The sequence below is a fragment of the Streptomyces sp. NBC_00045 genome, from assembly GCF_045041095.1.
Classification (GTDB): domain Bacteria; phylum Actinomycetota; class Actinomycetes; order Streptomycetales; family Streptomycetaceae; genus Streptomyces.
This window is the reverse complement of record NZ_CP108271.1, coordinates 3,396,617-3,419,915: the sequence shown is the minus strand read 5'-3', so window position 1 is coordinate 3,419,915 and position 23,299 is coordinate 3,396,617. Positions and strand designations below refer to the sequence as shown.

At 72.1% G+C, this 23,299-nt stretch carries 17 protein-coding genes and 1 tRNA gene; 8 read left to right on the top strand and 10 right to left on the bottom strand.

Annotated elements, in window-relative coordinates; genetic code table 11:
- Positions 1–46: 46 nt before the first annotated feature.
- From pth to OHA65_RS15890, 5 genes are all read right to left on the bottom strand, one after another.
- Entirely contained in the window at positions 47–637 is a 591-nt protein-coding gene (pth, locus tag OHA65_RS15910; RefSeq protein ID WP_327283774.1) for an aminoacyl-tRNA hydrolase, read from the bottom strand.
- A 91-nt stretch (positions 638–728) separates the two neighbouring features.
- Positions 729–1,310 carry a 50S ribosomal protein L25/general stress protein Ctc gene (locus tag OHA65_RS15905; protein WP_327283773.1) on the bottom strand — a complete coding sequence of 194 codons (582 nt, stop codon included), beginning with the start codon at positions 1,308–1,310 and terminating at the stop codon, positions 729–731.
- A 184-nt stretch (positions 1,311–1,494) separates the two neighbouring features.
- Positions 1,495–2,472, bottom strand: coding sequence for a ribose-phosphate diphosphokinase (locus OHA65_RS15900; protein ID WP_327283772.1), 978 nt, complete (start codon positions 2,470–2,472; stop codon positions 1,495–1,497).
- A gap of 145 nt (positions 2,473–2,617) precedes the next feature.
- Positions 2,618–4,063: a bifunctional UDP-N-acetylglucosamine diphosphorylase/glucosamine-1-phosphate N-acetyltransferase GlmU gene (gene glmU, locus OHA65_RS15895; RefSeq protein ID WP_327283771.1), complete on the bottom strand. Its 1,446-nt coding sequence runs from the start codon at positions 4,061–4,063 to the stop codon at positions 2,618–2,620.
- 110 nt (positions 4,064–4,173) lie between these two features.
- A tRNA-Gln gene (locus tag OHA65_RS15890) sits at positions 4,174–4,245 on the bottom strand.
- A gap of 186 nt (positions 4,246–4,431) precedes the next feature.
- Here OHA65_RS15890 and OHA65_RS15885 point away from each other — a divergent pair.
- A complete protein-coding gene (locus OHA65_RS15885) occupies positions 4,432–5,703 on the top strand; it encodes a histidine kinase (protein ID WP_327283770.1) in 1,272 nt (423 codons plus the stop codon).
- Positions 5,704–5,775: 72 nt separating this feature from the next.
- Here OHA65_RS15885 and OHA65_RS15880 read toward each other — a convergent pair whose 3' ends face one another.
- Together OHA65_RS15880 and OHA65_RS15875 are read right to left on the bottom strand one after the other, a co-directional pair.
- Positions 5,776–6,288, bottom strand: coding sequence for an SUKH-3 domain-containing protein (locus OHA65_RS15880; RefSeq protein ID WP_327283769.1), 513 nt, complete (start codon positions 6,286–6,288; stop codon positions 5,776–5,778).
- An 11-nt stretch (positions 6,289–6,299) separates the two neighbouring features.
- Positions 6,300–6,899 carry a YwqJ-related putative deaminase gene (locus tag OHA65_RS15875; protein ID WP_327283768.1) on the bottom strand — a complete coding sequence of 200 codons (600 nt, stop codon included), beginning with the start codon at positions 6,897–6,899 and terminating at the stop codon, positions 6,300–6,302.
- Between the two features lie 230 nt (positions 6,900–7,129).
- On the opposite strand from OHA65_RS15875, the gene OHA65_RS15870 reads away from it, so the two are divergent.
- The 3 genes from OHA65_RS15870 to OHA65_RS15860 all read left to right on the top strand — a co-directional run bounded on the left by OHA65_RS15870 (position 7,130) and on the right by OHA65_RS15860 (position 11,606).
- Positions 7,130–8,125 carry an SMI1/KNR4 family protein gene (locus OHA65_RS15870; RefSeq protein WP_327283767.1) on the top strand — a complete coding sequence of 332 codons (996 nt, stop codon included), beginning with the start codon at positions 7,130–7,132 and terminating at the stop codon, positions 8,123–8,125.
- A 7-nt stretch (positions 8,126–8,132) separates the two neighbouring features.
- Entirely contained in the window at positions 8,133–10,589 is a 2,457-nt protein-coding gene (locus OHA65_RS15865) for an SUKH-4 family immunity protein (RefSeq protein WP_405762025.1), read from the top strand.
- Between the two features lie 135 nt (positions 10,590–10,724).
- The gene (locus tag OHA65_RS15860) at positions 10,725–11,606 is read left to right on the top strand and encodes a cellulose-binding protein (RefSeq protein ID WP_371643755.1); all 882 of its coding nucleotides are present in this window, start codon (positions 10,725–10,727) and stop codon (positions 11,604–11,606) included.
- 56 nt (positions 11,607–11,662) lie between these two features.
- Here the strand turns inward: OHA65_RS15860 and OHA65_RS15855 are convergent, their stop codons facing one another.
- On the bottom strand, positions 11,663–12,223 hold the full coding sequence (locus tag OHA65_RS15855; RefSeq protein WP_371643754.1) for an ABATE domain-containing protein: 561 nt from the start codon (positions 12,221–12,223) through the stop codon (positions 11,663–11,665).
- Positions 12,224–12,304: 81 nt separating this feature from the next.
- Here OHA65_RS15855 and OHA65_RS15850 point away from each other — a divergent pair, with 81 nt between their 5' ends.
- Positions 12,305–13,162: an alpha/beta hydrolase gene (locus tag OHA65_RS15850; RefSeq protein ID WP_327283763.1), complete on the top strand. Its 858-nt coding sequence runs from the start codon at positions 12,305–12,307 to the stop codon at positions 13,160–13,162.
- Positions 13,163–13,182: 20 nt separating this feature from the next.
- Here the strand turns inward: OHA65_RS15850 and OHA65_RS15845 are convergent, their stop codons facing one another.
- Together OHA65_RS15845 and OHA65_RS15840 are read right to left on the bottom strand one after the other, a co-directional pair.
- The gene (locus OHA65_RS15845; protein WP_371643751.1) at positions 13,183–14,055 is read right to left on the bottom strand and encodes a hypothetical protein; all 873 of its coding nucleotides are present in this window, start codon (positions 14,053–14,055) and stop codon (positions 13,183–13,185) included.
- A 117-nt stretch (positions 14,056–14,172) separates the two neighbouring features.
- Positions 14,173–15,828 carry an MFS transporter gene (locus OHA65_RS15840; RefSeq protein ID WP_371643749.1) on the bottom strand — a complete coding sequence of 552 codons (1,656 nt, stop codon included), beginning with the start codon at positions 15,826–15,828 and terminating at the stop codon, positions 14,173–14,175.
- 351 nt (positions 15,829–16,179) lie between these two features.
- Between OHA65_RS15840 and OHA65_RS15835 the strand changes: the two genes are divergently transcribed.
- From OHA65_RS15835 to mfd, 3 genes are all read left to right on the top strand, one after another.
- Entirely contained in the window at positions 16,180–16,956 is a 777-nt protein-coding gene (locus tag OHA65_RS15835) for an ABC transporter ATP-binding protein (RefSeq protein WP_371643747.1), read from the top strand.
- A 56-nt stretch (positions 16,957–17,012) separates the two neighbouring features.
- Complete coding sequence (locus OHA65_RS15830; protein WP_327285673.1) at positions 17,013–19,538, top strand: FtsX-like permease family protein; 2,526 nt, start codon at positions 17,013–17,015, stop codon at positions 19,536–19,538.
- Positions 19,539–19,732: 194 nt separating this feature from the next.
- Positions 19,733–23,266 (top strand): transcription-repair coupling factor, encoded by a 3,534-nt coding sequence (gene mfd / locus OHA65_RS15825; protein ID WP_327283759.1) that lies wholly within the window; start codon positions 19,733–19,735, stop codon positions 23,264–23,266.
- The last annotated feature ends 33 nt before the right edge of the window (positions 23,267–23,299 follow it).

Here is a 23,299-nt window from a genome sequence, read left to right as displayed (position 1 = left end):
GGACGGCGGGGGTCTTCGTACATCAGGCGGCTCAGGAGTTGGCGGCTCAGGAGTTGTACGCCGACTGGGCGCGCTCCAGGCCCTCCGCGATCAGGCACTCCACGGAATCCGCCGCCCGGTCCACGAACCAGTCCAGCTCCTTGCGCTCCGTCGACGAGAAGTCCTTCAGCACGAAGTCCGCCACCTGCATGCGGCCCGGCGGACGGCCGATGCCGCACCGCACCCGGTGGTAGTCGCCGCCCATCGACTTCGTCATCGACTTCAGGCCGTTGTGCCCGTTGTCCCCGCCGCCCAGCTTCAGCCGCAGGGTCGGATAGTCGATGTCCAGCTCGTCATGGACCGCCACGATCCGGTCCAGCGGCACCTTGTAGAAGTCGCGCAGCGCCGTCACCGGGCCGCCCGACAAGTTCATGAACGACATGGGCTTCGCCAGCACGACCCGGCGGTTCGCCGGCCCCGGCGGACCCATCCGGCCCTCGACCACCTGCGCCCGCGCCTTGTGCGCCTTGAACTTCCCGCGCATCCGCTCGGCCAGCAGATCGACCACCATGAACCCGATGTTGTGGCGGTTGCCCGCGTACTCAGCTCCCGGGTTCCCGAGGCCCACGATCAGCCAGGGCGCCGCGTCGTCCGACATCAAAAGCTCCTTATACGAAGACGACCGCCGTCCCGCTCCAGTGGAGCCGGACGGCGGTCGTTCAGCAAGTGCTGAGGGGGGAAGGCGAGGCTCAGGCCTCGGTGCCCTCGGCCTCGGCGGCCGGCTCCTCGGCCTGCGGGGCGACGACCTGCAGGACGGCGATGTCGCCGTCGACGGCCAGCGTGGTGCCGGCCGGCAGGACCAGGTCGGACGCGTGGATGGTGGCGCCGGCCTCAAGGCCCTCGATCGAGACGGTGACCTCGGTCGGGATGTGGGTGGCCTCGGCCTCGACGGAGATGGTGTTCTGGAGGGTCTCCAGCATGTTGCCGCCGGCGGCCAGGTCGCCCTCGGTGACGATCGCGACGTCGACGGTGACCTTCTCGCCCTTCTTGACGATCAGGAAGTCGACGTGGGAGATCGAGCGCTTCAGCGGGTGCTTCTGCACGGCCTTCGGGATGACCAGCTCGGTGCCGCCGTCCTTGATGTCCAGGGAGATCAGGACGTTCGGGGTGCGCAGCGCCAGCTGAAGGGTGTGGGCGTCGACGTTGACGTGCTTCGGGTCGGTGCCGTGGCCGTAGATGACGGCGGGGGTCAGGGCGTCGCGACGGGCCTGACGGGCAGCGCCCTTGCCGAAGTCGGTGCGGGTCTCGGCGGCGATCTTGATCTCGGACATGCTCACTCCTCGTGGGGTGACGGAAAGCGGACAGAGTCACCCGGCCGGAACGGCCTGCTACGAAGAGCGCGTCGATAACGGAGCGCCGGCACCTGGGCAAACAGGTACGGCCTCCCTCGCCGAGCAACTCATGGAGTGTACCCGGGCGGGGGAGGCCGCACCAAAAGGATCTACCGCGCAGCGGCTACTGCTGCTCCTCGAAGAGGCTGGTGACCGAGCCGTCCTCGAAGACCTCGCGCACCGCGCGCGCGACCATCGGCGCGATCGACAGGACCGTGATCTTGTCGAGCTCCAGATCGGACGGGTCCGGGAGGGTGTTCGTGAAGATGAACTCGCTGACCTTCGAGTTCTTCAGGCGGTCCGCCGCCGGCCCCGACAGGATGCCGTGCGTGGCCGTCACGATGACGTCCTCCGCGCCGTGCGCGAACAGCGCGTCGGCCGCGGCGCAGATGGTGCCGCCGGTGTCGATCATGTCGTCGACCAGGACGCACACCCGGCCGCGGACCTCGCCGACGACCTCGTGGACCGTCACCTGGTTGGCGACGTCCTTGTCGCGCCGCTTGTGCACGATGGCCAGCGGGGCGTCCAGGCGGTCACACCAGCGGTCGGCGACGCGTACGCGGCCGGCGTCCGGGGACACGATCGTCAGCTTGGTGCGGTCGACCTTCGCGCCCACGTAGTCCGCGAGGACCGGCAGCGCCGAAAGGTGGTCCACCGGGCCGTCGAAGAAGCCCTGGATCTGGTCCGTGTGCAGGTCGACCGTCAGGATGCGGTCCGCACCCGAGGTCTTCAGCAGGTCGGCCACCAGGCGGGCCGAGATCGGCTCGCGGCCCTTGTGCTTCTTGTCCTGGCGGGCGTACCCGTAGGACGGGATGATCACGGTGATGGAGCGGGCCGACGCGCGCTTCAGCGCGTCGATCATGATCAGCTGCTCCATGATCCACTTGTTGATCGGAGCCGTGTGGCTCTGGATCAGGAAGCAGTCCGCGCCACGAGCCGACTCCTGGAAGCGGACGTAGATCTCACCGTTCGCGAAGTCGAAAGCCTTGGTCGGCACGAGGCCGACGCCCAACTGGTGCGCAACCTCCTCGGCCAGCTCGGGGTGGGCGCGGCCGGAGAAGAGCATCAGCTTCTTCTCGCCGGTCGTCTTGATCCCGGTCACAGCACAGTCTCCTCAGACGTGTTGAAAGCTGCTCGCCCCCGTGTGCGTCCGTCCCGCACACGGTGAGCCAGCCGAATTGCGTGCACCTATCACGGTACGCCGTCCCGGGCGTACCTGTTTCCGGTCAGTTCACCTCAACGAGGTTTCAACGCGGGTCGGAGTCCTCATGGACCGCCGACTGCGCCGCCGTTGCAGCGGCACTTCCCGGACGCTTGCGGGCCACCCAGCCCTCGATATTCCGCTGCTGGCCGCGGGCCACTGCCAGCGCACCGGGCGGCACGTCCTTGGTGATCACCGAGCCGGCCGCCGTGTAGGCGCCGTCCCCGATGGTGACGGGCGCCACAAACATGTTGTCCGAACCCGTCTTGCAGTGTGAGCCGACCGTGGTGTGGTGCTTGTGCTCACCGTCGTAGTTCACGAACACGCTGGCCGCGCCGATGTTGCTGTACTCGCCGATGGTCGCGTCGCCCACGTACGACAGGTGCGGCACCTTCGTGCCCTCGCCGATCGTCGCGTTCTTCATCTCCACGTAGGTGCCGGCCTTCGCCTTCGCACCCAGGTGCGTGCCCGGACGCAGGTACGCGTACGGACCCACGGACGCCGACTCCCCGACGACCGCCGTGTCCGCCACCGTGTTGTCCACCCGGGCCCGCGGACCCACCTGCGTGTCCTTGAGCCGCGTGTTCGGACCGACCTCGGCGCCCTCCGCCACGTGCGTCGCACCCAGCAGCTGCGTACCCGGGTGGACGATCGCGTCCTGCCCGAACGTCACCGTCACGTCCACGAACGTACTCGCCGGGTCGACGACCGTCACGCCCGCGAGCATCGCCTGCTCCAGCAGACGTGCGTTGAGCAGTGCGCGGGCCTGCGCGAGCTGGACGCGGTTGTTGATGCCCAGGATCTGCCGGTGGTCGCCGCCGACGGCCGCCCCGACGCGGTGACCGGCCTCGCGCAGGATGCCGAGCACGTCCGTGAGGTACTCCTCGCCCTGGCTGTTGTCCGTACGCACCTTGCCGAGGGCGTCGGCGAGCAGGGCGCCGTCGAAGGCGAAGACCCCGGAGTTGATCTCCTGGATCGCACGCTGCGCGTCGGTGGCGTCCTTGTGTTCGACGATCGCCGTCACGGCCCCGTCCTCGCCGCGGATGATCCGGCCGTAGCCGGTGGAGTCCGGGACCTCGGCGGTGAGCACGGTGACGGCGTTGCCGTCGGCCTCGTGCGTCTGCACGAGCTGCTGCAGGGTCTCGCCGGTCAGCAGCGGGGTGTCGCCGCAGACGACGACCACGGTGCCGGACGGCTGCCCGCCCAGCTCTTCGAGGGCCATGCGGACGGCGTGCCCGGTGCCGTTCTGCTCGTACTGGACGGCGGTGCGCACGCCGGCGTCGACCTCCGCGAGATGCGCGGTGACCTGCTCGCGGGCGTGGCCGACGACGACCACGAGGTGTGCGGGGTCCAGCTCGCGCGAGGCGGCGACGACGTGGCCCACGAGCGAGCGCCCGCAGATCTCGTGCAGAACCTTGGGAGTGGCCGACTTCATGCGGGTGCCTTCACCCGCTGCGAGTACGACGACGGCTGCCGGGCGGTTGGCGCTCACGGGTGTGCCCTTCGGCTTCGGGTGCTGGACCCGTGAAGGATACCGGGGCGTTACGGGCCCCTAACGAGGGCGGGTCCCGACCGTGCCGGCCGGGACCCGAACCTGAAAAGCTCCCCCGCCAGGACTCGAACCCGGACATAAGGCACCAAAAGCCTCAGTGCTGCCAATTACACCACAGGGGATAATTTCCGACTAAACCGGACATTACGCCCTTGCGGTCGAGTCGACGGCACCTACTATGCCGCACCACCGCCCCTCGATGCGACGGTATGGATCACTGTTCGCCGGGGGGTTTGCCGTTTCCGGTCCTCCGGTTTCCCGGAATTCCGCCCGGCTGTGCGCCGGGGGCGCTGCGTACGCTGGACGGCATGACCTATACGGGGGAAGAGCAAGGGGCCGGGCGGGACGGGCCGCTGTGGTGGGAGCGGCGGCGCGGGGCCGTCCTCGACGTGGGGCTCGCGGCCGTGTCCGCGGTCGAGTGCGCCGTCGAGGGGGTGCCCTTCGCGCGCGAGGCCGGGGTGCCGGTGGCCGTCGGGGTGCTGTTCGGGCTCCTGGTGGGGTCCACGCTCGTACTGCGGCGGCGCTGGCCGATCGCCGTGGTGCTGGTCGGGATCGCCGTGGCGCCGGCCGCGATGGGGTTCCTGCTCGGGGTGGTCGGGCTGTACACGCTCGCCGCCTGCGAGGTGCCCCGGCGGATCACCGCGACGCTGGCCTCGATGTCGCTGGTCGCGACGTTCGTGGTGATGTACCTGCGGACCAGCGGGAACCAGGGGGCCTCGCGTTCGCTCGTCATCATCCTGTCCGTGTTCGTGGCGGTCGCGCTGACCGTGCCGCCGGTGCTGCTCGGCCTCTACATAGGGGCGCGCCGCCGGCTGATGGAGAGCCTGCAGGAGCGGGCGGACTCGCTGGAGCGGGAGCTGTCGCTCCTGGCGGACCGGGCGGAGGAGCGGGCCGAGTGGGCCCGTACGGAGGAGCGGACGCGGATCGCGCGGGAGATGCACGACGTGGTGGCGCACCGGGTGTCGCTCATGGTGGTGCACGCGGCCGCGCTGGAGGCGGTGGCCGCCAAGGACCCGGCGCGGGCGGCGAAGAACGCGGCGCTGGTGGGGGACATGGGGCGGCAGGCGTTGACGGAGCTGCGGGAGATGCTGGGGGTGCTGCGGGCGGCCGAGTCGCCGAAGCGGGCGCCCGTGAGGGTGCCGGTGGCCGCCCTGGTGGGGGGCTTCGAGGACGGGCCCGGGCCCACGCTGGGTGAGCTGGAGGTCCTGGTCGGGCAGTCGCGGGCGGCCGGGATGGCCGTGGAGCTGGATGTCCGCGGTGCGGGGTCGGGGTATCCGGCGGAGGTGGAGCAGACCGCGTACCGGGTGGTGCAGGAGGCGCTGACCAACTGCCACAAGCACGCGCCGGGCGCGGAGGTCGTGGTGCGGCTGGCTCACCGGCAGGGTGAGGTGGCCATGCAGGTGGAGAACGGACCGTGCGGGGCGGACGTGCTCCAGCCGGAGCTGCCGAGCGGCGGGAACGGGCTGGTCGGGATGCGGGAACGGGTGCTCGGGCTGGGCGGCGTGTTCGTGTCCGGTCCGACGGACGGGGGCGGCTTCAAGGTCTCTGTGGTCCTCCCCCGGGGTGCCCGGCAGAACTGACGCGGCGCCCCGCCCGGCCCCCGGCCGTGCCGCCGTGGGGCCGGGCCCGGCCGCGGCCGGGCCGGCGTCGGGTCAGGGAGCCGTGGTGAGGCGGGTGGGTTGGAGGCCCGTCAGCAGGAGGGTCAGGGCTTCGTCCACGCCTGCGCCGAGGTACCAGTCGCCGGTGTGGTCGATGCCGTAGACGCGGCCTTCGCGGTCGATGGCGAGGTGCGAACCGCCGTCGGAGTCGACGCCGAGCGGGCACAGCTGGGTGGAGAGGGCGCGGCCGAGGTCGGCGAAGGTGCGGGCCAGGTGGAGGCCGGTGAGGGGGTCGAGGCGGACCGGGACCGGTGCGGTCTGGCGGCCGGGCCCGGCGGCGGTGACGGTGAGCCCGCCGAACTCGGCCCAGGCTTCGACGGCCGCGGGGAAGACGGTGTGCCGGTGGCCGGCGGGGGTGGTGTGGTCCCGGAGGGCGTCGGCCCAGAACTCCGCCTGCTTGATGTCCCAGCGGCCGGGCTCCCAGCCGGCGGTGCGCAGGGCGGTGTCCACGGCGGTGGGGAAGCGGGTGGCCGAGGAGCGGTCGTAGGAGGCTGAGGAGGTGCTCATGGTGGCGGAGGTCAGGCCTTCTCTGACGCGGGGGTGAGGTCGACGGCGCGTACGCCGAAGTGTGCGAGGAGTGCTTCGCAGGAGCGGCAGGGGGGCGCGTAGCTGCCGTGCAGCGGGTCGCCGTCCTCGCGGATGCGACGGGCGGTGATCTTGGACTGTTTGAGGGAGCGACGGGCCTCGTTGGCCGTGAGGGGTTTGCGGGAGGCGCGCCGGCTGCGGGCGTTCTCCACGGCGGTGAGGTGGCGGGAGACCAGGATGGCTTCCGGGCAGCGGCCCGTGAAGCGTTCCCGCTGGCCGCTGGTGAGGGTGTCGAGGAAGTCCTGGACGAGGTGGTGCAGGGAGGGCGGCTGGTCGGCCTTGCCCGCGGTGCCGGTGAGGGTTTCGCCGCGTACGGAGAGGGCGGCGGCGATGGTCGGGAGGATGCCGTCGCGGCGGAAGCGCAGGACGGGTGCGGCGGGTCGGCCGTCGGCGCTGCTCCAGCGCAGGCGTGGGTCGCCGGCCGGGGCGGCCGGCTGTCCGGTCGCGGGTCCGCCCGGCCCGCCCTGTCCGCTCTGGTCGCCCGGTCCCGAGGCGCCGTCGGCCGTGTCCGAGCGTGTCGCCGTGTTCTGCATGGTCGCGCCTTCCCTCCCGTGGCGGCGGTGTCGGCCGCTGTCGCGCACGCCCCCGTGCTGAGGGGACAGCCTGTCAAATGTCCCCTGTCGTGTGGAAGCGGGGTCGAATATTCGTATCAATTCGGATGTTCCTGGCCGTCGTGCGGCCCCGGGGGTCGCGGGCGGGTGCCCCTCTTGCCGGACCACATAGGCTGTGGTGAACCAGCCAGATCCAGCAGGGGGCTACCGCCATGACGACAGGTCGGCTCGGGCAGCAGGCCGTGCCACCCAACGCCGCGTACTCGGGGCAGGTCGTGCATTTCCCGGACCCGGTCCGGGCCGCTCGGCATCCCCACGGGGTACGCATGGACGCGGACGGACATCCCGACTTCTCCCCGTACGCGCGAGCGGCGGTGGAGATCGCCGAACCCCCGGAGGGCTTCGGCGTGGACGAGCTGCGGCTGACGGACTACGTGTCCGCGAACGCGGCGATGCAGGCGGCCGGTCATGCGCTGTGGGACACCGTCGGGCCGGTGGCGACCCCGCACGGCTGGACCTGGCACCACGTGGCGAAGACGCGGCGGATGGAACTGGTCCCGGTCGAGGTGAAGGCGCTGCTGCGGCATCACGCGGGGCTGGCCACGGCGCCGGTCGACCACGACAAGCGCGGTACGCGTCCGTTGCAGGAGGTGCGCCCGGCGCACCTGGGGCTGCCCAAGGCGGTGGTCTCGGTCTCCGAGGAGGCGGTGCAGGGCGTCGAGGAGGACCTCGGCTACCGGCTGCCGGAGGCGTACCGCGCGTTCCTGAAGGCGGCGGGCGGCTGTGCGCCGGTGGGCGCCGGGCTCGACGTGGACCTCGGTGTGCTGGTGGACCAGCCGTTCTTCACGGTGCGTGAGGAGGCGGCGGTCAACGACCTCGTGTACGTCAACAAGTGCCTGCGCGACCACCTGACGAAGGACTACCTGTGCGTGGCCTTCGCCCAGGGAGGTCTGCTCGCGGTGAAGGTGAGGGGCGCGTCGGTCGGCTCGGTGTGGTTCTCCCCGTACGACGACGCGCGCGACCAGGACGGCTGGTCGGTACAGGAGCGCGTGGAGCGTTTGTTGCTGCCGTGCGGTGCCGATTTCGATGCCTTTCTTGAGCGGTTGGCGGGCAACCCGCCGGAGTTGGAAACGGTGGCCGGTCTGATGGTGGACGGCGGATTCGCACGCTCGGTTCCCGTGTCGGGTGCGGCACCGGTGGAGGGGTGACGGCGCGATGGTGACGTTTGCGCAGGCGCAGGAGCGCGCCGAGGAGTGGATCAACGGTGACGTGCCCGCGTACCAGCACCGAGAGGTGCGCGTACGGGAGTTCGGGCTCGGGTTCGTGGTGTGGGCGGAGGACCGCGCGGCCGCTCCGGTGTCCGGTGGCGGCCGGCAGCGGCTGGTCATCGCGCGGGACAGCGGTGAGGTGACGCTGTGGCCGGGGCTGCCGGTGGGTGAGGTGATCCGCCGGTACGAGGAGGAGTACGGTGCCGCGGCCGCGCCGGTGGCGGAGGCCTCGGTGCCGACGCCGCGGATCGACTCGGAGCAGACCTCGTTCATGCTGAGTCCGCCGGAGTGGCTGCAGGAGGCGGCGGACCGGGCGGGGATTCCGCCGGCGACTCCGGCTCCCGCGCCGGTGGCCGCTGCGGAGCCCGTGGTTCCGGCTGCCCCGGCCGCGCCGGCTCCGGCACCGGCTCCCGTTCAGGTCCCCGCGCCCGAGCCGGTGGAGGCGGTTCCGCTGCGCCGCGAGGTGCCGTACGAGCCGACCTCGAACGAGGGGGTGCCGGTCGGGGCCACGCCGTGGGCCGGGACCGATGTGAATTCCGGTGCGGACGACGTGTCCGTACCGCTGCCCGCGACGGTGTTCGCGCCGCCGCTGTCGGGCTCGGACTTGGAGGACGTGGCGCCGCCGTCCGGCGGGGCCTCCGAGGCCAAGACCACGCTCATGGCCGGGGGCAGCCAGCTCCCGAGGACCGCGATCGCGCCGGCCCTGCACCTCGGGGCCGATGCGGGCGGCCCGGACGCCGGGTCCATCGCCGACGCGCCGACGAGCAGGGCCCAGCTCTCCCGGCCGGGTACGCCGCCCGCTACGCCGCCGGGTCCGCCCGGTGCTCCCGGTGCCGGTCAGCCTCCGGCGCCCCCGGCTTCGCTGGGGCGTGGGTTGGACCATGCGGCGACGATGCTGGCGGGTCCGGCCGTGACGGGTCAGCCTCCGGCGCCTCCGGGTCCGCCCGGCGCTCCGGGTGCTCCGGGTGCGGGTCAGCCTCCGGCGCCTCCGGGTCCGCCGGGTGCTCCGGGTTCGCTGGGGCGTGGGTTGGACCATGCGGCGACGATGCTGGCGGGTCCGGCCGTGACGGGTCAGCCTCCGGCGCCTCCGGGCCCGCCCGGCGCTCCGGGTGCTCCGGGTGCGGGTCAGCCTCCGGCGCCTCCGGGTCCGCCGGGTGCTCCGGGTTCGCTGGGGCGTGGGCTGGACCATGCGGCGACGATGCTGGCGGGTCCGGCCGTGACCGGTCAGCCTCCGGCGCCTCCCGGTCCGCCCGGCGCTCCCGGTGCCGGTCAGCCGCCCGCGCCCCCCGGCCCGCCCGGGGGCGGGCTCGACCATGCCGCGACGATGCTGGCTGGTCCGGCCGTGACGGGTCAACCGCCGGCGCCTCCCGGTCCCCCCGGGCAGCCGGAAGCCGGTCCCGCGGCGCAGGCCCCGGTCCCCACCGGTGCGCCGACGGTCGGCCCGGGGTACCAGGCGGTCCTGCGCTACCGCGCGCCCGACGGCTCCGAGCAGCAGCTCATCCGGCGTTCGGCACCCGGTACCCCGCACCCCGAGTGGCAGATCCTGCACGAGCTGCGCGCGATGAACGTGCCGCCGCAGCAGGTGCTGGAGCTGCACACCGAGCTGGAGTCGTGCGAGCTGCCGGGTGGTTACTGCGCCCGGATGATCCGGGAGACCTGGCCGCAGGTCCGGATCACGAGCGTGGCCCCGTACGGCAAGGACCACGCCGGTCGTCAGCAGGGCATGCGGCACCTGCTGACCCATCAGGGTGAGCTGCACCAGGTGGCGGACGGTCCGGCGCGCCCCGCGCCGGTACGGACGCCGCTGGCGCAGGTGCCGCTCCAGCCGGCGATTCCGCTGGATGCCATCGGCGCGGAGCTGGCCGGGGCGTTCGGTCCGCAGGGTGTGTTCCGTTTCGATCAGCGGGCGGTGTCCCGCCAGGGTGTGCCGGAGATCGTGGCGCAGACCCTGGTGTGGGCGGGTCTGCCGACGGACTTCGGTCCGTTCTTCTGGGCGCAGGCGGTGCCGGGTCAGCCGGTGCCCACGCTCGCCGAACTGGCCGCGCAGCGGCAGGTGCAGGCGGCGTCCGACGCGGGTTCGTACCTGGTCGTGGGCAGTGACTTCGGCAAGGCGCTGTGCGTGCAGTACGGGACGGCGCACATAGTGGCGGTTCCGGTGGAGGCCGGTCCGGGTGGCGCTCCGGTGCCGCCGCAGTTCGTGAATTCGAGCCTGCCGCAGTTCGCCCGTTCGCTGGCGATGATGGGTCACATGTGGCGGCTGCGCCAGCATCTGACGCCGGAGCAGGCGGGGCGCTGGACCGTCGATTTCCAGACGAATCTGGCGGGGCTCGACAGTGCGGCGCTGGCGTCGCCGGAGAGCTGGTGGTCGGTGCTGTTGGAGCAGATGTGGGACGGATTGCTCTGATCGGATGATCAGGTGATTGGCCGGGCCGGGACCCTCGTACAGGGTCCCGGCCCGGCCATTCCGGCTTCTGAGAGCAAATGGCGCATCCTTGACGGGAATCCCCCCGAGAGAGGCGCTTCCAGGATGACTGCACCCATGTCACCTCACGGACCGGGTTTCGCGACCGTACGAGGTCGCGGCTACCGCGTGGACGATGTCGACCGGTATCTGGCCCGGCTCTCCGGCAGCCGGGACGAGGCGTGGGAGCGGGTGGCGCGGCTGACCGTGCTGGCGAAGCGGATGGAGGAGGAGGCGGGCCGGCTGCGCGAGGCGGTGGCCGCGCTGGCCCCGCAGACGTACGACGAGCTGAGCGAGCGGGCCCGGCGGATCCTGCTGCTGGTGGAGGAAGAAGCGGACACCGTACGCCGGGACGCGCGGGCGGACGCGGTGGACGCGACGGGTGCGGCAGAGGCGTATGCGGACCGGGTGGCGGAGCTGGCCCGGCTCGACGCGGAGGCTGTGCGCGAGCAGACGGAGGTCCGGGCGCGGCAGGGGCTGCTGCGGGCGGAGCGGGAGGCCGATGCGGTCCGGTCGGAGGCCAGGGACGATGCGGGGGAGTGGCGCTCGCAGGCGCAGGCGGCCCTGACGGAGATGCGGCGCCGGTCGGACGCGCTGCTGGCGGACCGTGAGCAGGAGCACGTGGAGCGGTGGGACGCGGCGCAGCGGGAGCTGGCGGAGCGGGAGGCCGATCTGGAGGCTCGGCACGCGGAGCTGGAGCGGTTCGCGGAGGGCCGGCTGGCGGAGGCGCGGCGCGGCTACGCGGAGGCCGAGGAGTCGGCGCGGCACGGGCAGGAGGACGCGGAAGCGCGGGCGGCGGAGCTGCTGGCGGAGGCCGGGATCCAGGAGGAGCGCACGGGCCGTGAGACCGAGCGGATCCTGAGGGAGCACGGGGAGGCGCAGGAGGAGATGCGGGCCCATATGAACCACGTCCGCTCCAGCCTGGCGGCGTTGACGGGCCGGGCCCCGGCGGAGGGGTGACGAGGACGCAGGGCTGACGAGGTCGCCGGCCCCCGGCCCCGGCCCGTCCGGCCCGGTCAGGGTTTGTGGCGGGCGTAGTAGCGGGCGACCCGGGCCCGGTTGCCGCAGGCCGAGGCCACGCACCAGCGGCGCCGCGGGTGGGCCGGCAGGAACAGCAGGACGCAGTCGGCGCCCTCGCACTCCCGGACTTCCCGCACGCGGGGGTCCGTCAGGAGTTCTGCGGCCGCCTGCGCGAGTTCCGCCGCGAGCCGCCGGGCGGGGGTGCTGGTGCGGTGCGGTGCCACCGTGAAGCCGGTGTCCGGGGTCCAGGCGAGTTCGTGGTGGGCCGGGGCGGCCGCCGACGCCTCGTTCAGTGCGCGCAGGGCGTCGGCCGGGGGCCGTTCGCCGCGCCGCGCGGCCGCGAGCGCCGCGCCGGCCGCCTCCCGTACGGCGTGTACGGCGGCCACTTCGACCGGACCCGCTTTCGCGATCGGCCCGAGCCTGCCTTCCTGGGCGGCCAGCCAGGCCGCGAGCCCTTCCGGACCGGCGATCAGATCGCCCGCACCGGTGGGCCGGGTGTTGAGCAGGTCCAGGGCGAGGGGTTCGCCGGTGAGCGGGAACGTGGGGGGCGCCGTCATGCGGCTAATGCTACCGGAACCACTTGACCCGTTAGGAATTGACGGTGAAACTAATGGAACTTAGATCTCTGGAGGCATGTGATGCAGCTCGTCCACCACCGCACCGCCGATGTGCGCGGGGTCCGCGTCGCCTACCGCGAGAGCGGCCCGGCCGACGGCCCGGTCCTGCTTCTCCTGCACGGGTTCCCCACCTCCTCGCACCAGTTCGCCCGGCTGATGGACGCGCTCGGCGGTACCCCGTACCGGCTGATCGCCCCCGACTACCCAGGCTTCGGCCGCACCGAGACCCCGGACGGGTTCACGTACACCTTCGACCGGCTCGCCGACGTCGTGGAGGGCTTCACCGACGCCCTCGGGCTGGAGCGCTACGCGCTCTACGTCTTCGACTTCGGCGCCCCCGTCGGGCTGCGGCTCGCCGCGCGCCGGCCCGAGCGGGTGACGGGCCTGATCGTGCAGAACGGCAACGCGTACGAGGAGGGGCTCTCCGACGCGGCCCGCGAGTTCGCAGGACTGCGGCGCGACGTGCCGGGCAACGAGGAACGGGTGCGGAAGCTCTTCACCGCGGAGGGCACCCGCTTCCAGTACGAGACCGGCGTCGCCGACACCGGCCTGATCTCCCCCGACGGCTGGACCCTCGACGTGCACTACCTCGGCCTGCCGGGGCGCGCCGACGCACAGGCCGACCTGGCCTTCGACTACGCCTCCAACTTCGCCCACTACCCCGCCTGGCAGGCCTGGCTGCGGGCCGCCCGGGTGCCAGTCCTGGTCGTATGGGGCGCGGGGGACCCGTTCTTCACCCCGGCGGGCGCGAAGGCGTACCTGCGGGACGCGCCGGACGCCGAGGTGCACGTCTTCGAAGGGGCGGGGCACTTCGCACTGGAGACGCACCTCGGGGAGATCGCCCCGCTGATCGGCGGGTTCCTCGCGAAACTCCCGTGACCGACCCCGCCCCGCGGGCGCTAGCCGGCGGCCGGCTGCTGGGCTGGCGCCGGCTGCTGGGCCGGTGCCGGTGCCGGTGCCGCGGGCGTGTAGCGGTAGGGGTCGCTGCGCAGGCCGCGGGAGGAGACCACCACCGTGAAGGTGGCGGGCGCGGTGGCCGGCAGCTGCGCCGCCAGGGTGCCCGTGGCCGGGTCGTACTCTGCCGCCAGCGCGGTGGAGTCGATCTCGATCCGCGCCTCCGGGCCGAAGCCGCCGCCCTCGACGACGAGCGCGGTGCCCGCCACCGTCACGCACGTGATCACCGGATTCGCGCGCGTGGCCATCTTGTTCACCAGGTACGCCCCGGCCGGTGCGCCCGTCAGCGCCCAGATCTCGGCGGGCAGGCGGGGCAGTCCGCCGCCCACGTCGGAGACGAAGAACAGCACCACGTACAGCATGGTGACCGCGCTGAGCGCCACGTACTGGAGGTCGACCAGGTCGGTGCGCCCGCTGTCGTTCGCGATCAGCTCGCGCAGCGGCCGCTGCCCGGAGGTGGTCGGCTTCGGGGCGGGTTTGGCCATGCTGCCGTTCTCCACGCGGATGCCGACGACGGTCTTCGCCGCGATCAGGGCCACGTACGGGCCCCCGAGCAGCGGCAGGTACACGGTGGTCAGGGAGGACAGCGGGCCGTGCTCCCCGGTGAACCAGCCGACGCCGCCGCCCGCGGTGAGCCCGTACGCGAGGATCGTCAGCAGGAGCCAGACCAGGATCACGGTCCAGGCCAGTGCCAGGGTGGTGGAGGTGGAGAGCCGGCCGTCGCGGCCGGTGATGAAGCCGGGACGGCGGCGCAGCCGCCAGCCGATCGGCCCGGCCACGGCAGCCAGTAAGGCCAGTGCGAAGAGTGCGGAAGCCATGTTCGTCCCCCCGGAGTACAGCTCGGTTGCAGGACTCCGAGGTGTACTCCGTTGACCGGGGCCATGACAAGCCGCAGCGGGCGTGCCCCGCCGGTCCTCACCGGTCCCACACAGGAGCTAGTCCTCCCGCTGCTCCTCCAGGATCGGGAAGTGCCGCGGGGCCACGAGCAGCAGGACCAGCAGGGCCGCCACGGCCGCGGCGGTCGCGCCGAGGAAGATGTGGTCCACGGCGACGGACACCGACTCGCGCAGGTAGTCGGCGGCGACGCGGGGGAGCAGCTCCGGCCGGTCGAGGGCCTTGGACACGCCGTCGAGGTGGTCCGGCAGCCCGGTCATGGGGGCGTGCGCCAGCCGGGCGGCGATGGTCGCGTTGGCGACGGCCCCGAACAGGGCGGCCCCGAGGCTCTGCCCGACCTGGCGGCAGAACAGCACCGAGGCCGTCGTCGTACCGCGCTCGGACCAGCCCACGGTGGACTGGACCCCGACGATCAGCGGCAGCTGGAACAGGCCGAGGGCCGCGCCCAGCAGCAGCATGATCAGCGTGGGCTGCCAGGGTCGGGCGGGATGGGGCAGCAGCGTGAACGCGAGCAGGATCACGGCGGCCAGCGAGATCCCGACGGCCGCGGAGTTGCGGAAGCCGATGCGCCGGTAGACGTGCTGGCTGAAGGCGGCGGACACGGGCCAGCTGAGGGTCATCGCGGACATGACGAGCCCGGCGCTGACGGGTCCGAGGCCGAGGACGGACTGGGCGTACGTCGGGACGAAGACCAGCGGGGCGACCATGAGCAGGCCGAGTGCGCCGAGGGCCAGGTTCACGGCGGCGATGGTGCGCCGGCGCCACACCCACCCGGGCAGGATCGGTTCTTCGGCCCGGCGTTCGATCGCGACGACCACGGCCGCCAGGGCCGCGCTCGCGCCGAGCAGGCCGAGGGAGGGCACGGACAGCCAGGGCCAGGCGACCCCGCCCTGTACCAGCGCGAAGAGCAGTAGTCCGCCGCAGGCGAAGACGCCGAGCGCGCCCGCCCAGTCGATCGGGCCGCGCCGCCCGGGGGACCGCACGGGTTCGACGAGGTGGCGGGCGAGCATCCACAGGGCCAGACCGCCCAGCGGCAGGTTGATCAGGAAGATCCAGCGCCAGTCGGCGTACGCCGCGATGAACCCGCCGAGTGCCGGGCCGGCCACGGCGGAGGCGGCCCAGACCGAGGACATCCTGGCTTGGATCTTCGGGCGCTCCTTCAGCGGGTACAGGTCGGCGGCCAGGGTCTGCACGGTGCCCTGGAGCGCGCCGCCGCCCAGGCCCTGGACGAGGCGGAAGGCGATGAGGGCGGCCATGTTCCAGGCGAGCGCGCACAGCAGGGAGCCGAGGAGGAACAGGGCTATGCCGAAGAGCAGGACGGGCTTGCGGCCGAAGGTGTCGGAGAGCTTGCCGTAGACCGGGAGGGTGACGGTGACGGCGAGCAGGTAGCCGGCGAAGAGCCAGGAGAAGACGGCGAAGCCGCCGAGGTCGCCGACGATCTGGGGCACTGCGGTGGAGACGATGGAGCTGTCGAGGGCGACGAGGGCCATGGCCAGCATGAGGGCGGTGACCAGCGAGGTGCGCGGACCCCGCCCGCCGGCACCGGCCCCGCCGCCCGGGTGCGCGGACGCCCCCGCCGTGCCGGTCTTGGCCGATATGCCGCCGCCGGCCGGGCCGTCACCGCCCTTCCCTGTGGCGTCCCCGGTGCGCTCGCCCGTGCTCTCCTCCGCGCCCACCAAGATCCTTTCACTGTGCACGTACCTGTGGAGAACACCCTCTCATCACGGGGTATCCGGCGGTATCCCCCCGGTATCCCCCAGAACCGGTCCACCAAAAGGTGGAGAACCCCTAGGGGTTGCTCCTCACAAGGGTCCAGGGGCCGTTCGTCCCGGCGGAGGAGGAAGTCCGCCCCGCGACGTCCTTAACTGGTTCATACGAGCGGGGGTGGGGCTAACCCCCCGGTGGATACGGCGACGGGCACCAGCGCGCCGGACGCCTCCGCCCCGCAGACTTCACGACGGCACCACAGCGAAAACCAGCCACGCACGCCGGTAACGGCCACACGCGCAGCAACGCAACCAACGAGGGGAAGCACCGTGACAACGGCTATGACCGAAACCAGGCACGGGGGTACTGGAGGGCATGGAGCCGTCGCGGCCCGGGCGCGCAAGGTCGTCAAGGCCTACGGCGCCGGGGAGACCCGCGTGGTCGCCCTCGACGAGGTGGACGTCGACATCGAGCGCGGCCGGTTCACGGCGATCATGGGCCCCTCCGGCTCCGGCAAGTCCACGCTGATGCACTGCCTCGCCGGTCTCGACACGGTGACCAGCGGGCAGATCCACCTGGACGACACCGAGATCACCGGGCTGAAGGACAAGAAGCTCACGCAGCTGCGCCGCGACCGGATCGGCTTCATCTTCCAGGCCTTCAACTTGCTGCCCACGCTCAACGCCCTGGAGAACATCACGCTCCCGATGGACATAGCGGGCCGCAAGCCCGACGCGGAGTGGCTGAACCGGGTCGTGGAGACCGTCGGCCTCGCGGGCCGCCTCAAGCACCGCCCGACCGAGCTCTCCGGCGGCCAGCAGCAGCGCGTGGCCGTGGCCCGCGCCCTCGCGGCCCGCCCGCAGATCATCTTCGGCGACGAGCCCACCGGAAACCTGGACTCCCGGGCCGGCGCCGAGGTTCTCGGCTTCCTGCGCCGCTCGGTCGACGAGCTCGGCCAGACGATCGTGATGGTCACGCACGACCCGGTGGCCGCCTCGTACGCCGACCGGGTGATCTTCCTCGCAGACGGCCGGATCGTGGACGAGTTGTACGGGCCCACCGCCGACCAGGTGCTGGACCGCATGAAGGACTTCGACGCGCGCGGGCGGACCTCGTGAGCGCGGGCACCGTACTGAAGACCTCGCGGCGCAACTTCGTCGCCCACAAGGGGCGGATGGCGCTCTCCGCCATCGCCGTCCTGCTGTCCGTCGCCTTCGTCTGCGGCACGCTGGTGTTCACCGACACCATGAACACCACCTTCGACAAGCTGTTCGCCGTCACCAGCTCCGACGTCACGGTCAGCCCGAAGGAGGCCGCGGGCGGCGAGGACGTCGCGAACCGCGGCAAGCCCGAGGCGCTGCCCGCCTCGGCCGTCGAGCAGGTCAAGAAGGCCGAAGGCGTCGAGAGCGCCGAGGGTGGCGTCGTCTCGACGTCCGTCACGCTCGTCAACGCCAAGAACGAGAACCTCGGCTCGACCACCGGCGCCCCGACCGTCGCGGGCAACTGGAACGACAACGAGCTCAAGTCCATGAAGATCACCTCGGGTCAGGCCCCGCGCGGCCCGGCCGAGATGATGGTCGACGCCGACACCGCCGAGAAGCACCACGTGAAGCTGGGCGACGAACTGCGCACCATCGCCGTCACCGGCGACGTCCGCGCGAAGGTCACCGGCATCGCCACCTTCACCGTGACCAATCCGGGTGCGGCGATCGTCTACTTCGACACCGCCACCGCGCAGGAGAAGCTGCTCGGCGGACCCGGTCTCTTCACGCACGTCAACGTCACCGCCAAGGACGGGGTCAGCGACGAGCAGCTGAAGCGGAACATCGCCACGGCCGTCGGCGCGGACACGTACAAGCTGCAGACCGCGAAGGAAGCCGCGGACGCCAACCGCAAGGACGTCGGCTCCTTCCTCGACGTCATGAAGTACGTGATGCTCGGCTTCGCCGGGATCGCCTTCCTGGTCGGCATCTTCCTGATCTTCAACACCTTCTCGATGCTGGTCGCCCAGCGCACCCGCGAGATCGGCCTGATGCGCGCCATCGGCGCCGACAGCGGCCAGGTGCTCAAGTCCGTGATCGTCGAGGCCTTCCTTCTCGGCCTGGTCGGTTCGGTCCTCGGTGTCGGCGCCGGTGTGGGCCTGGCCGTCGCACTGATGAAGCTCATGGGTCAGATGGGCATGCACCTGTCCACCGACGACCTGACCGTCGCCTGGACCACGCCGGTCGTCGGCCTGGTGCTCGGCATCATCGTCACCGTCGTCTCGGCCTTCATCCCGGCCCGCCGGGCCGGCAAGGTCTCTCCGATGGCCGCCCTGCGCGACGCCGGCACCCCCGGCGACAAGAAGGCCGGCCGCATCCGGGCCGCCGTGGGCCTGGTCCTCACCGGCATCGGCGGCGCGGGCCTGCTCCTCGCCGCGGCCGCCGACAAGGCCGCGGCCGGCTCGCTCTGGTTGGCGATGGGCGTGCTGTTCACCCTCATCGGCTTCATCGTGATCGGCCCGCTGCTCGCCGGCGGCGTGGTCCGGCTGCTCTCCGGCGTGGTCCTGCGGCCCTTCGGGTCCGTCGGGCGCCTCGCCGAACGCAACGCCCTGCGCAACCCGCGCCGCACCGGCGCCACCGCCGCCGCACTGATGATCGGGCTGGCGCTGGTGGCCTGCCTGTCGGTGGTCGGCTCCTCGATGGTGGCCTCCGCCACCGACGAGCTCGACAAGTCGGTGGGCGCCGACTACATCATCGCCTCCGAGAACGGCCAGCCGGTCGTGCCGCAGGCCGAGCAGGCACTGCGGGCGACGAAGGGCCTCGCCCACGTCACCGCCTACCGCGGCCTGGAAGTGAAGGTCACCGGCCCGGACGGCTCCGTCAAGGACGACCACGTCAGCGTCACCGACCCGAGCTACGCCGAGGACGTCCGGCGCAAGATGACCTCCGGCGTGCACGCGGCCGCGTACGGCAGTGGAGCGATGTCGGTCGGCTCGATCTACGCCAAGGAGCACGGCGTCAAGGTCGGCGACGAGATGACGCTCGCCTTCACCGGCGGCAAGACCGCCAAGCTGAAGGTCGCCGCGATCACCTCCGACGAGGGCAACCTCGACAAGGGCGTGATGTACGTGGCCACCGCGACGGCCGAGCAGTACGTGCCCGCGGACCGCATGCCGCGGCCCTTCATGCTCCTGGCCAAGGCCGCCGACGGGAAGTCGGAGACCGCGTACACGGCCGTCAAGGCGGCGCTCGCCGAGTACCCGCAGTACAAGGTGCGCAACCAGACCGACTACAAGAAGGCCCTCAAGGACCAGGTCGGCCAGTTGCTGAACATGGTCTACGGGCTCCTCGCCCTCGCGATCATCGTGGCTGTCCTGGGCGTCGTGAACACCCTGGCCCTCTCCGTGGTCGAGCGGACCCGAGAGATCGGCCTGATGCGCGCCATCGGCCTCTCCCGCCGCCAGCTGCGCCGCATGATCCGCTTGGAGTCGGTGGTCATCGCCCTCTTCGGCGCCCTGCTGGGCCTCGGCCTGGGCATGGGCTGGGGAACCAGCGCGCAGCAGCTGCTCGCCCTGCAGGGACTGAAGGTCCTGGAGATCCCCTGGCCGACGATCATCGGCGTCTTCGCCGGGTCGGCCTTCGTAGGCCTGTTCGCCGCACTGGTCCCGGCCTTCCGGGCGGGGCGGATGAACGTACTGAACGCGATCGCGAGCGAGTAGCTCCGCGGTCGTTCGGGGGAACGCCGGCCCCGGTCAGCCCTTCGGGGGCGGGCCGGGGCCGACGTCGTCCCTCCGCGCCGTGGCCGCAATCCCTCGCGCGGGTGCGGGAGCGGCGTCGTAGGGTGGGAACCCCCGGCCCGTGAGACGTGTCGGGTCCTTCGCGTTGCCCCTCCACCGGACGGAAGCCTCCTTTCATGAGCCTGCACGGACTGCTCGACGCCGTCACCCGGGACCCGGCCCTCGCCGAGGCGGTCACCGCGGCCGGGGACGGCAACCGCATGCACGTGGACCTCGTCGGACCGCCCGCCGCACGGCCCTTCGCCATCGCCGCGCTGGCCGCCAAGACGGAGCGGACCGTGCTCGCGGTGACCGCCACCGGCCGGGAGGCCGAGGACCTGGCCGCCGCGCTGCGGTCCTTCCTGCCGCCCGACGAGGTCGCCGAGTACCCGTCCTGGGAGACCCTTCCGCACGAGCGGCTCTCCCCGCGCAGCGACACCGTGGGCCGGCGGCTCGCCGTACTGCGCCGCCTCGTGCACCCCAGCAAGGACGACCCGGCAGCAGGGCCGGTCTCCGTCGTCGTCGCGCCGATCCGGTCCGTGCTCCAGCCGCAGGTCAAGGGGCTCGGGGAGCTGGTTCCGGTGAGCCTGCGGCACGGCGAGAGCGTCGATCTGGGGGAGGTCACGGAGGCGCTGGCCGCGGCCGCGTACGCCCGCGTCGAGCTCGTCGAGAAGCGCGGTGAGTTCGCCGTGCGCGGCGGCATCCTCGACGTGTTCCCGCCCACCGAGGAGCACCCGCTGCGCGTGGAGTTCTGGGGCGACGAGGTCGAGGAGATCCGCTACTTCAAGGTCGCCGACCAGCGGTCCCTGGAGGTCGCCGAGCACGGACTGTGGGCCCCGCCCTGCCGGGAGCTGCTGCTGACCGATGACGTACGGGAGCGGGCCGCGGCCCTCGCCGAGGAGCACCCCGAGCTCGGCGAACTCCTGAACAAGATCGCCGAGGGGATCGCGGTGGAGGGCATGGAGTCCCTCGCGCCGGTCCTCGTCGACGACATGGAGCTGCTGATCGACGTGCTGCCGGCCGGGTCCATGGCCGTGGTGTGCGATCCGGAGCGGGTGCGCACCCGGGCCGCCGACCTGGTGGCGACCTCGCAGGAGTTCCTGATGGCGTCCTGGGCGGCGACCGCGGGCGGCGGACAGGCCCCGATCGACGTCGGCGCGGCCTCGCTGCGCGGCATCGCGGACGTCCGGGAGCACGCGCGCGGGCTGGGCATGATGTGGTGGTCGGTGTCCCCCTTCGCGGCGGACGACGCCGACCTGGCCGTGGACACCCTGGCGCTCGGCATGCGCGCACCCGAGGCCTACCGCGGCGACACCGCCCGGGCGCTCGCCGACACCAAGGGCTGGATCGCCGACGGCTGGCACACCGTCTACCTCACCGAGGGCCACGGCCCGGCCGCCCGCACCGTCGAGGTGCTCGGCGGCGAGGGCATCGCGGCCCGGCTGGAGGCGGACCTGCGGACGCTGGAGCCGTCCCTCGTCCACGTGTCGTGCGGCTCCCTCGACAACGGGTTCGTGGACCCGGCGCTGAAGCTGGCCGTCCTCACCGAGACCGATCTGACCGGCCAGCGCACCGCCACCAAGGACCTCGGCCGGATGCCGACGCGGCGCCGCAAGTCCATCGACCCCCTCACCCTGGAGGTCGGCGACTACATCGTCCACGAGCAGCACGGCGTCGGCCGCTACATCGAGATGGTGCAGCGCACCGTCCAGGGCGCCACCCGCGAGTACCTCCTCGTCGAGTACGCCCCCGCCAAGCGCGGCCAGCCCGGCGACCGCCTCTACATCCCCACCGACCAGCTGGAGCAGGTCACCAAGTACGTCGGCGGCGAAGCCCCGACCCTGCACCGGCTCGGCGGCGCCGACTGGACGAAGACCAAGGCGCGCGCGAAGAAGGCGGTCAAGGAGATCGCCGCCGACCTGATCCGGCTGTACAGCGCGCGGATGGCGGCCCCCGGCCACACCTTCGGCCCGGACACCCCCTGGCAGCGCGAACTGGAGGACGCCTTCCCGTACGCGGAGACGCCCGACCAGCTCACCACGATCGCCGAGGTCAAGGAAGACATGGAGAAGTCGGTCCCGATGGACCGGCTGATCTGCGGCGACGTCGGCTACGGCAAGACCGAGATCGCGGTGCGGGCGGCCTTCAAGGCGGTGCAGGACGGCAAGCAGGTCGCCGTCCTCGTCCCCACCACGCTCCTCGTGCAGCAGCACTTCGGGACCTTCTCCGAGCGCTACGGCCAGTTCCCGGTCAACGTGAAGGCGCTGTCCCGCTTCCAGTCCGACACCGAGTCCAAGGCCACCCTGGAGGGCCTCAAGGAGGGCTCGGTCGACGTGGTCATCGGTACGCACCGGCTGTTCTCGCAGGAGACGAAGTTCAAGGACCTGGGCCTGGTCATCGTCGACGAGGAGCAGCGCTTCGGCGTCGAGCACAAGGAGCAGCTGAAGAAGCTGCGCGCCAACGTCGACGTGCTGACCATGTCCGCGACGCCGATCCCGCGCACCCTGGAGATGGCGGTGACGGGCATCCGCGAGATGTCGACGATCACCACCCCGCCGGAGGAGCGCCACCCGGTCCTGACCTTCGTCGGCCCCTACGAGGAGAAGCAGATCGGCGCGGCCATCCGGCGCGAACTGCTGCGCGAGGGCCAGTGCTTCTACATCCACAACCGGGTCGAATCCATCGACCGGGCGGCCGCCAAGCTGCGCGAGATCGTGCCCGAGGCGCGGATCGCGACGGCGCACGGCCAGATGTCCGAACAGGCGCTGGAGCAGGTCGTCGTGGACTTCTGGGAGAAGAAGTTCGACGTGCTCGTCTCGACGACGATCGTCGAGTCCGGCATCGACATCTCCAACGCCAACACCCTGATCGTGGAGCGCGGCGACAACTTCGGCCTCTCCCAGCTGCACCAGCTGCGCGGCCGCGTCGGGCGCGGCCGCGAGCGCGGGTACGCGTACTTCCTCTACCCGCCGGAGAAGCCGCTGACCGAGACCGCGCACGAACGGCTCGCGACGATCGCCCAGCACACCGAGATGGGCGCGGGCATGTACGTGGCGATGAAGGACCTGGAGATCCGCGGCGCGGGCAACCTGCTGGGCGGCGAGCAGTCCGGCCACATCGCGGGCGTCGGCTTCGACCTCTACATCCGCATGGTCGGCGAGGCCGTGGCCGATTACCGCGCCGCCGTCGAGGGAGGAGTGGAGGAGGCGCCGCCGCTGGAGGTCAAGATCGAGCTGCCGGTCGACGCGCACGTCCCGCACGACTACGCGCCGGGCGAGCGGCTGCGCCTGCAGGCGTACCGGTCCATCGCGTCGGCGAACTCCGAGGCGGACATCAAGGCCGTACGGGAGGAGCTCCACGACCGGTACGGCAAGCTGCCGGAGCCGGTGGAGAACCTGCTGCTCGTGGCGGGGCTGCGCATGCTGGCGCGGGCCTGCGGGGTCGGCGACATCACCCTCCAGGGGGTCAACATCCGCTTCGGGCCGGTGGAGTTGCGCGAATCGCAGGAGCTGCGACTGAAGCGGCTCTACCCGGGCTCGGTCCTCAAGCCGGCCACCTCGCAGGTGCTGGTCCCGCGGCCGAAGACCGCCCGGGTGGGCGGCAAGCCGCTGGTCGGGCGGGAACTGCTGGCCTGGACCGGGGAGTTCCTCACCACGATCCTCGGGTCGTAGCCCGCCTGCGGCGCCGCGTGCGGCGGGAGCCGC

Coding starts and splice junctions, on each gene's coding strand:
- OHA65_RS15845 (WP_371643751.1), bottom strand. CDS start 14,055: ATGGCTTCCGCACTCTTCGCACTGGCCTTACTGGCTGCCGTGGCCGGG.
- OHA65_RS15830 (WP_327285673.1), top strand. CDS start 17,013: ATGGCGCTCTCCGCCATCGCCGTCCTGCTGTCCGTCGCCTTCGTCTGC.
- OHA65_RS15835 (WP_371643747.1), top strand. CDS start 16,180: ATGACCGAAACCAGGCACGGGGGTACTGGAGGGCATGGAGCCGTCGCG.
- OHA65_RS15880 (WP_327283769.1), bottom strand. CDS start 6,288: ATGAGCACCTCCTCAGCCTCCTACGACCGCTCCTCGGCCACCCGCTTC.
- OHA65_RS15870 (WP_327283767.1), top strand. CDS start 7,130: ATGACGACAGGTCGGCTCGGGCAGCAGGCCGTGCCACCCAACGCCGCG.
- OHA65_RS15885 (WP_327283770.1), top strand. CDS start 4,432: ATGACCTATACGGGGGAAGAGCAAGGGGCCGGGCGGGACGGGCCGCTG.
- OHA65_RS15905 (WP_327283773.1), bottom strand. CDS start 1,310: ATGTCCGAGATCAAGATCGCCGCCGAGACCCGCACCGACTTCGGCAAG.
- OHA65_RS15850 (WP_327283763.1), top strand. CDS start 12,305: ATGCAGCTCGTCCACCACCGCACCGCCGATGTGCGCGGGGTCCGCGTC.
- OHA65_RS15875 (WP_327283768.1), bottom strand. CDS start 6,899: ATGCAGAACACGGCGACACGCTCGGACACGGCCGACGGCGCCTCGGGA.
- OHA65_RS15865 (WP_405762025.1), top strand. CDS start 8,133: ATGGTGACGTTTGCGCAGGCGCAGGAGCGCGCCGAGGAGTGGATCAAC.
- pth (WP_327283774.1), bottom strand. CDS start 637: ATGTCGGACGACGCGGCGCCCTGGCTGATCGTGGGCCTCGGGAACCCG.
- OHA65_RS15860 (WP_371643755.1), top strand. CDS start 10,725: ATGTCACCTCACGGACCGGGTTTCGCGACCGTACGAGGTCGCGGCTAC.
- OHA65_RS15855 (WP_371643754.1), bottom strand. CDS start 12,223: ATGACGGCGCCCCCCACGTTCCCGCTCACCGGCGAACCCCTCGCCCTG.
- mfd (WP_327283759.1), top strand. CDS start 19,733: ATGAGCCTGCACGGACTGCTCGACGCCGTCACCCGGGACCCGGCCCTC.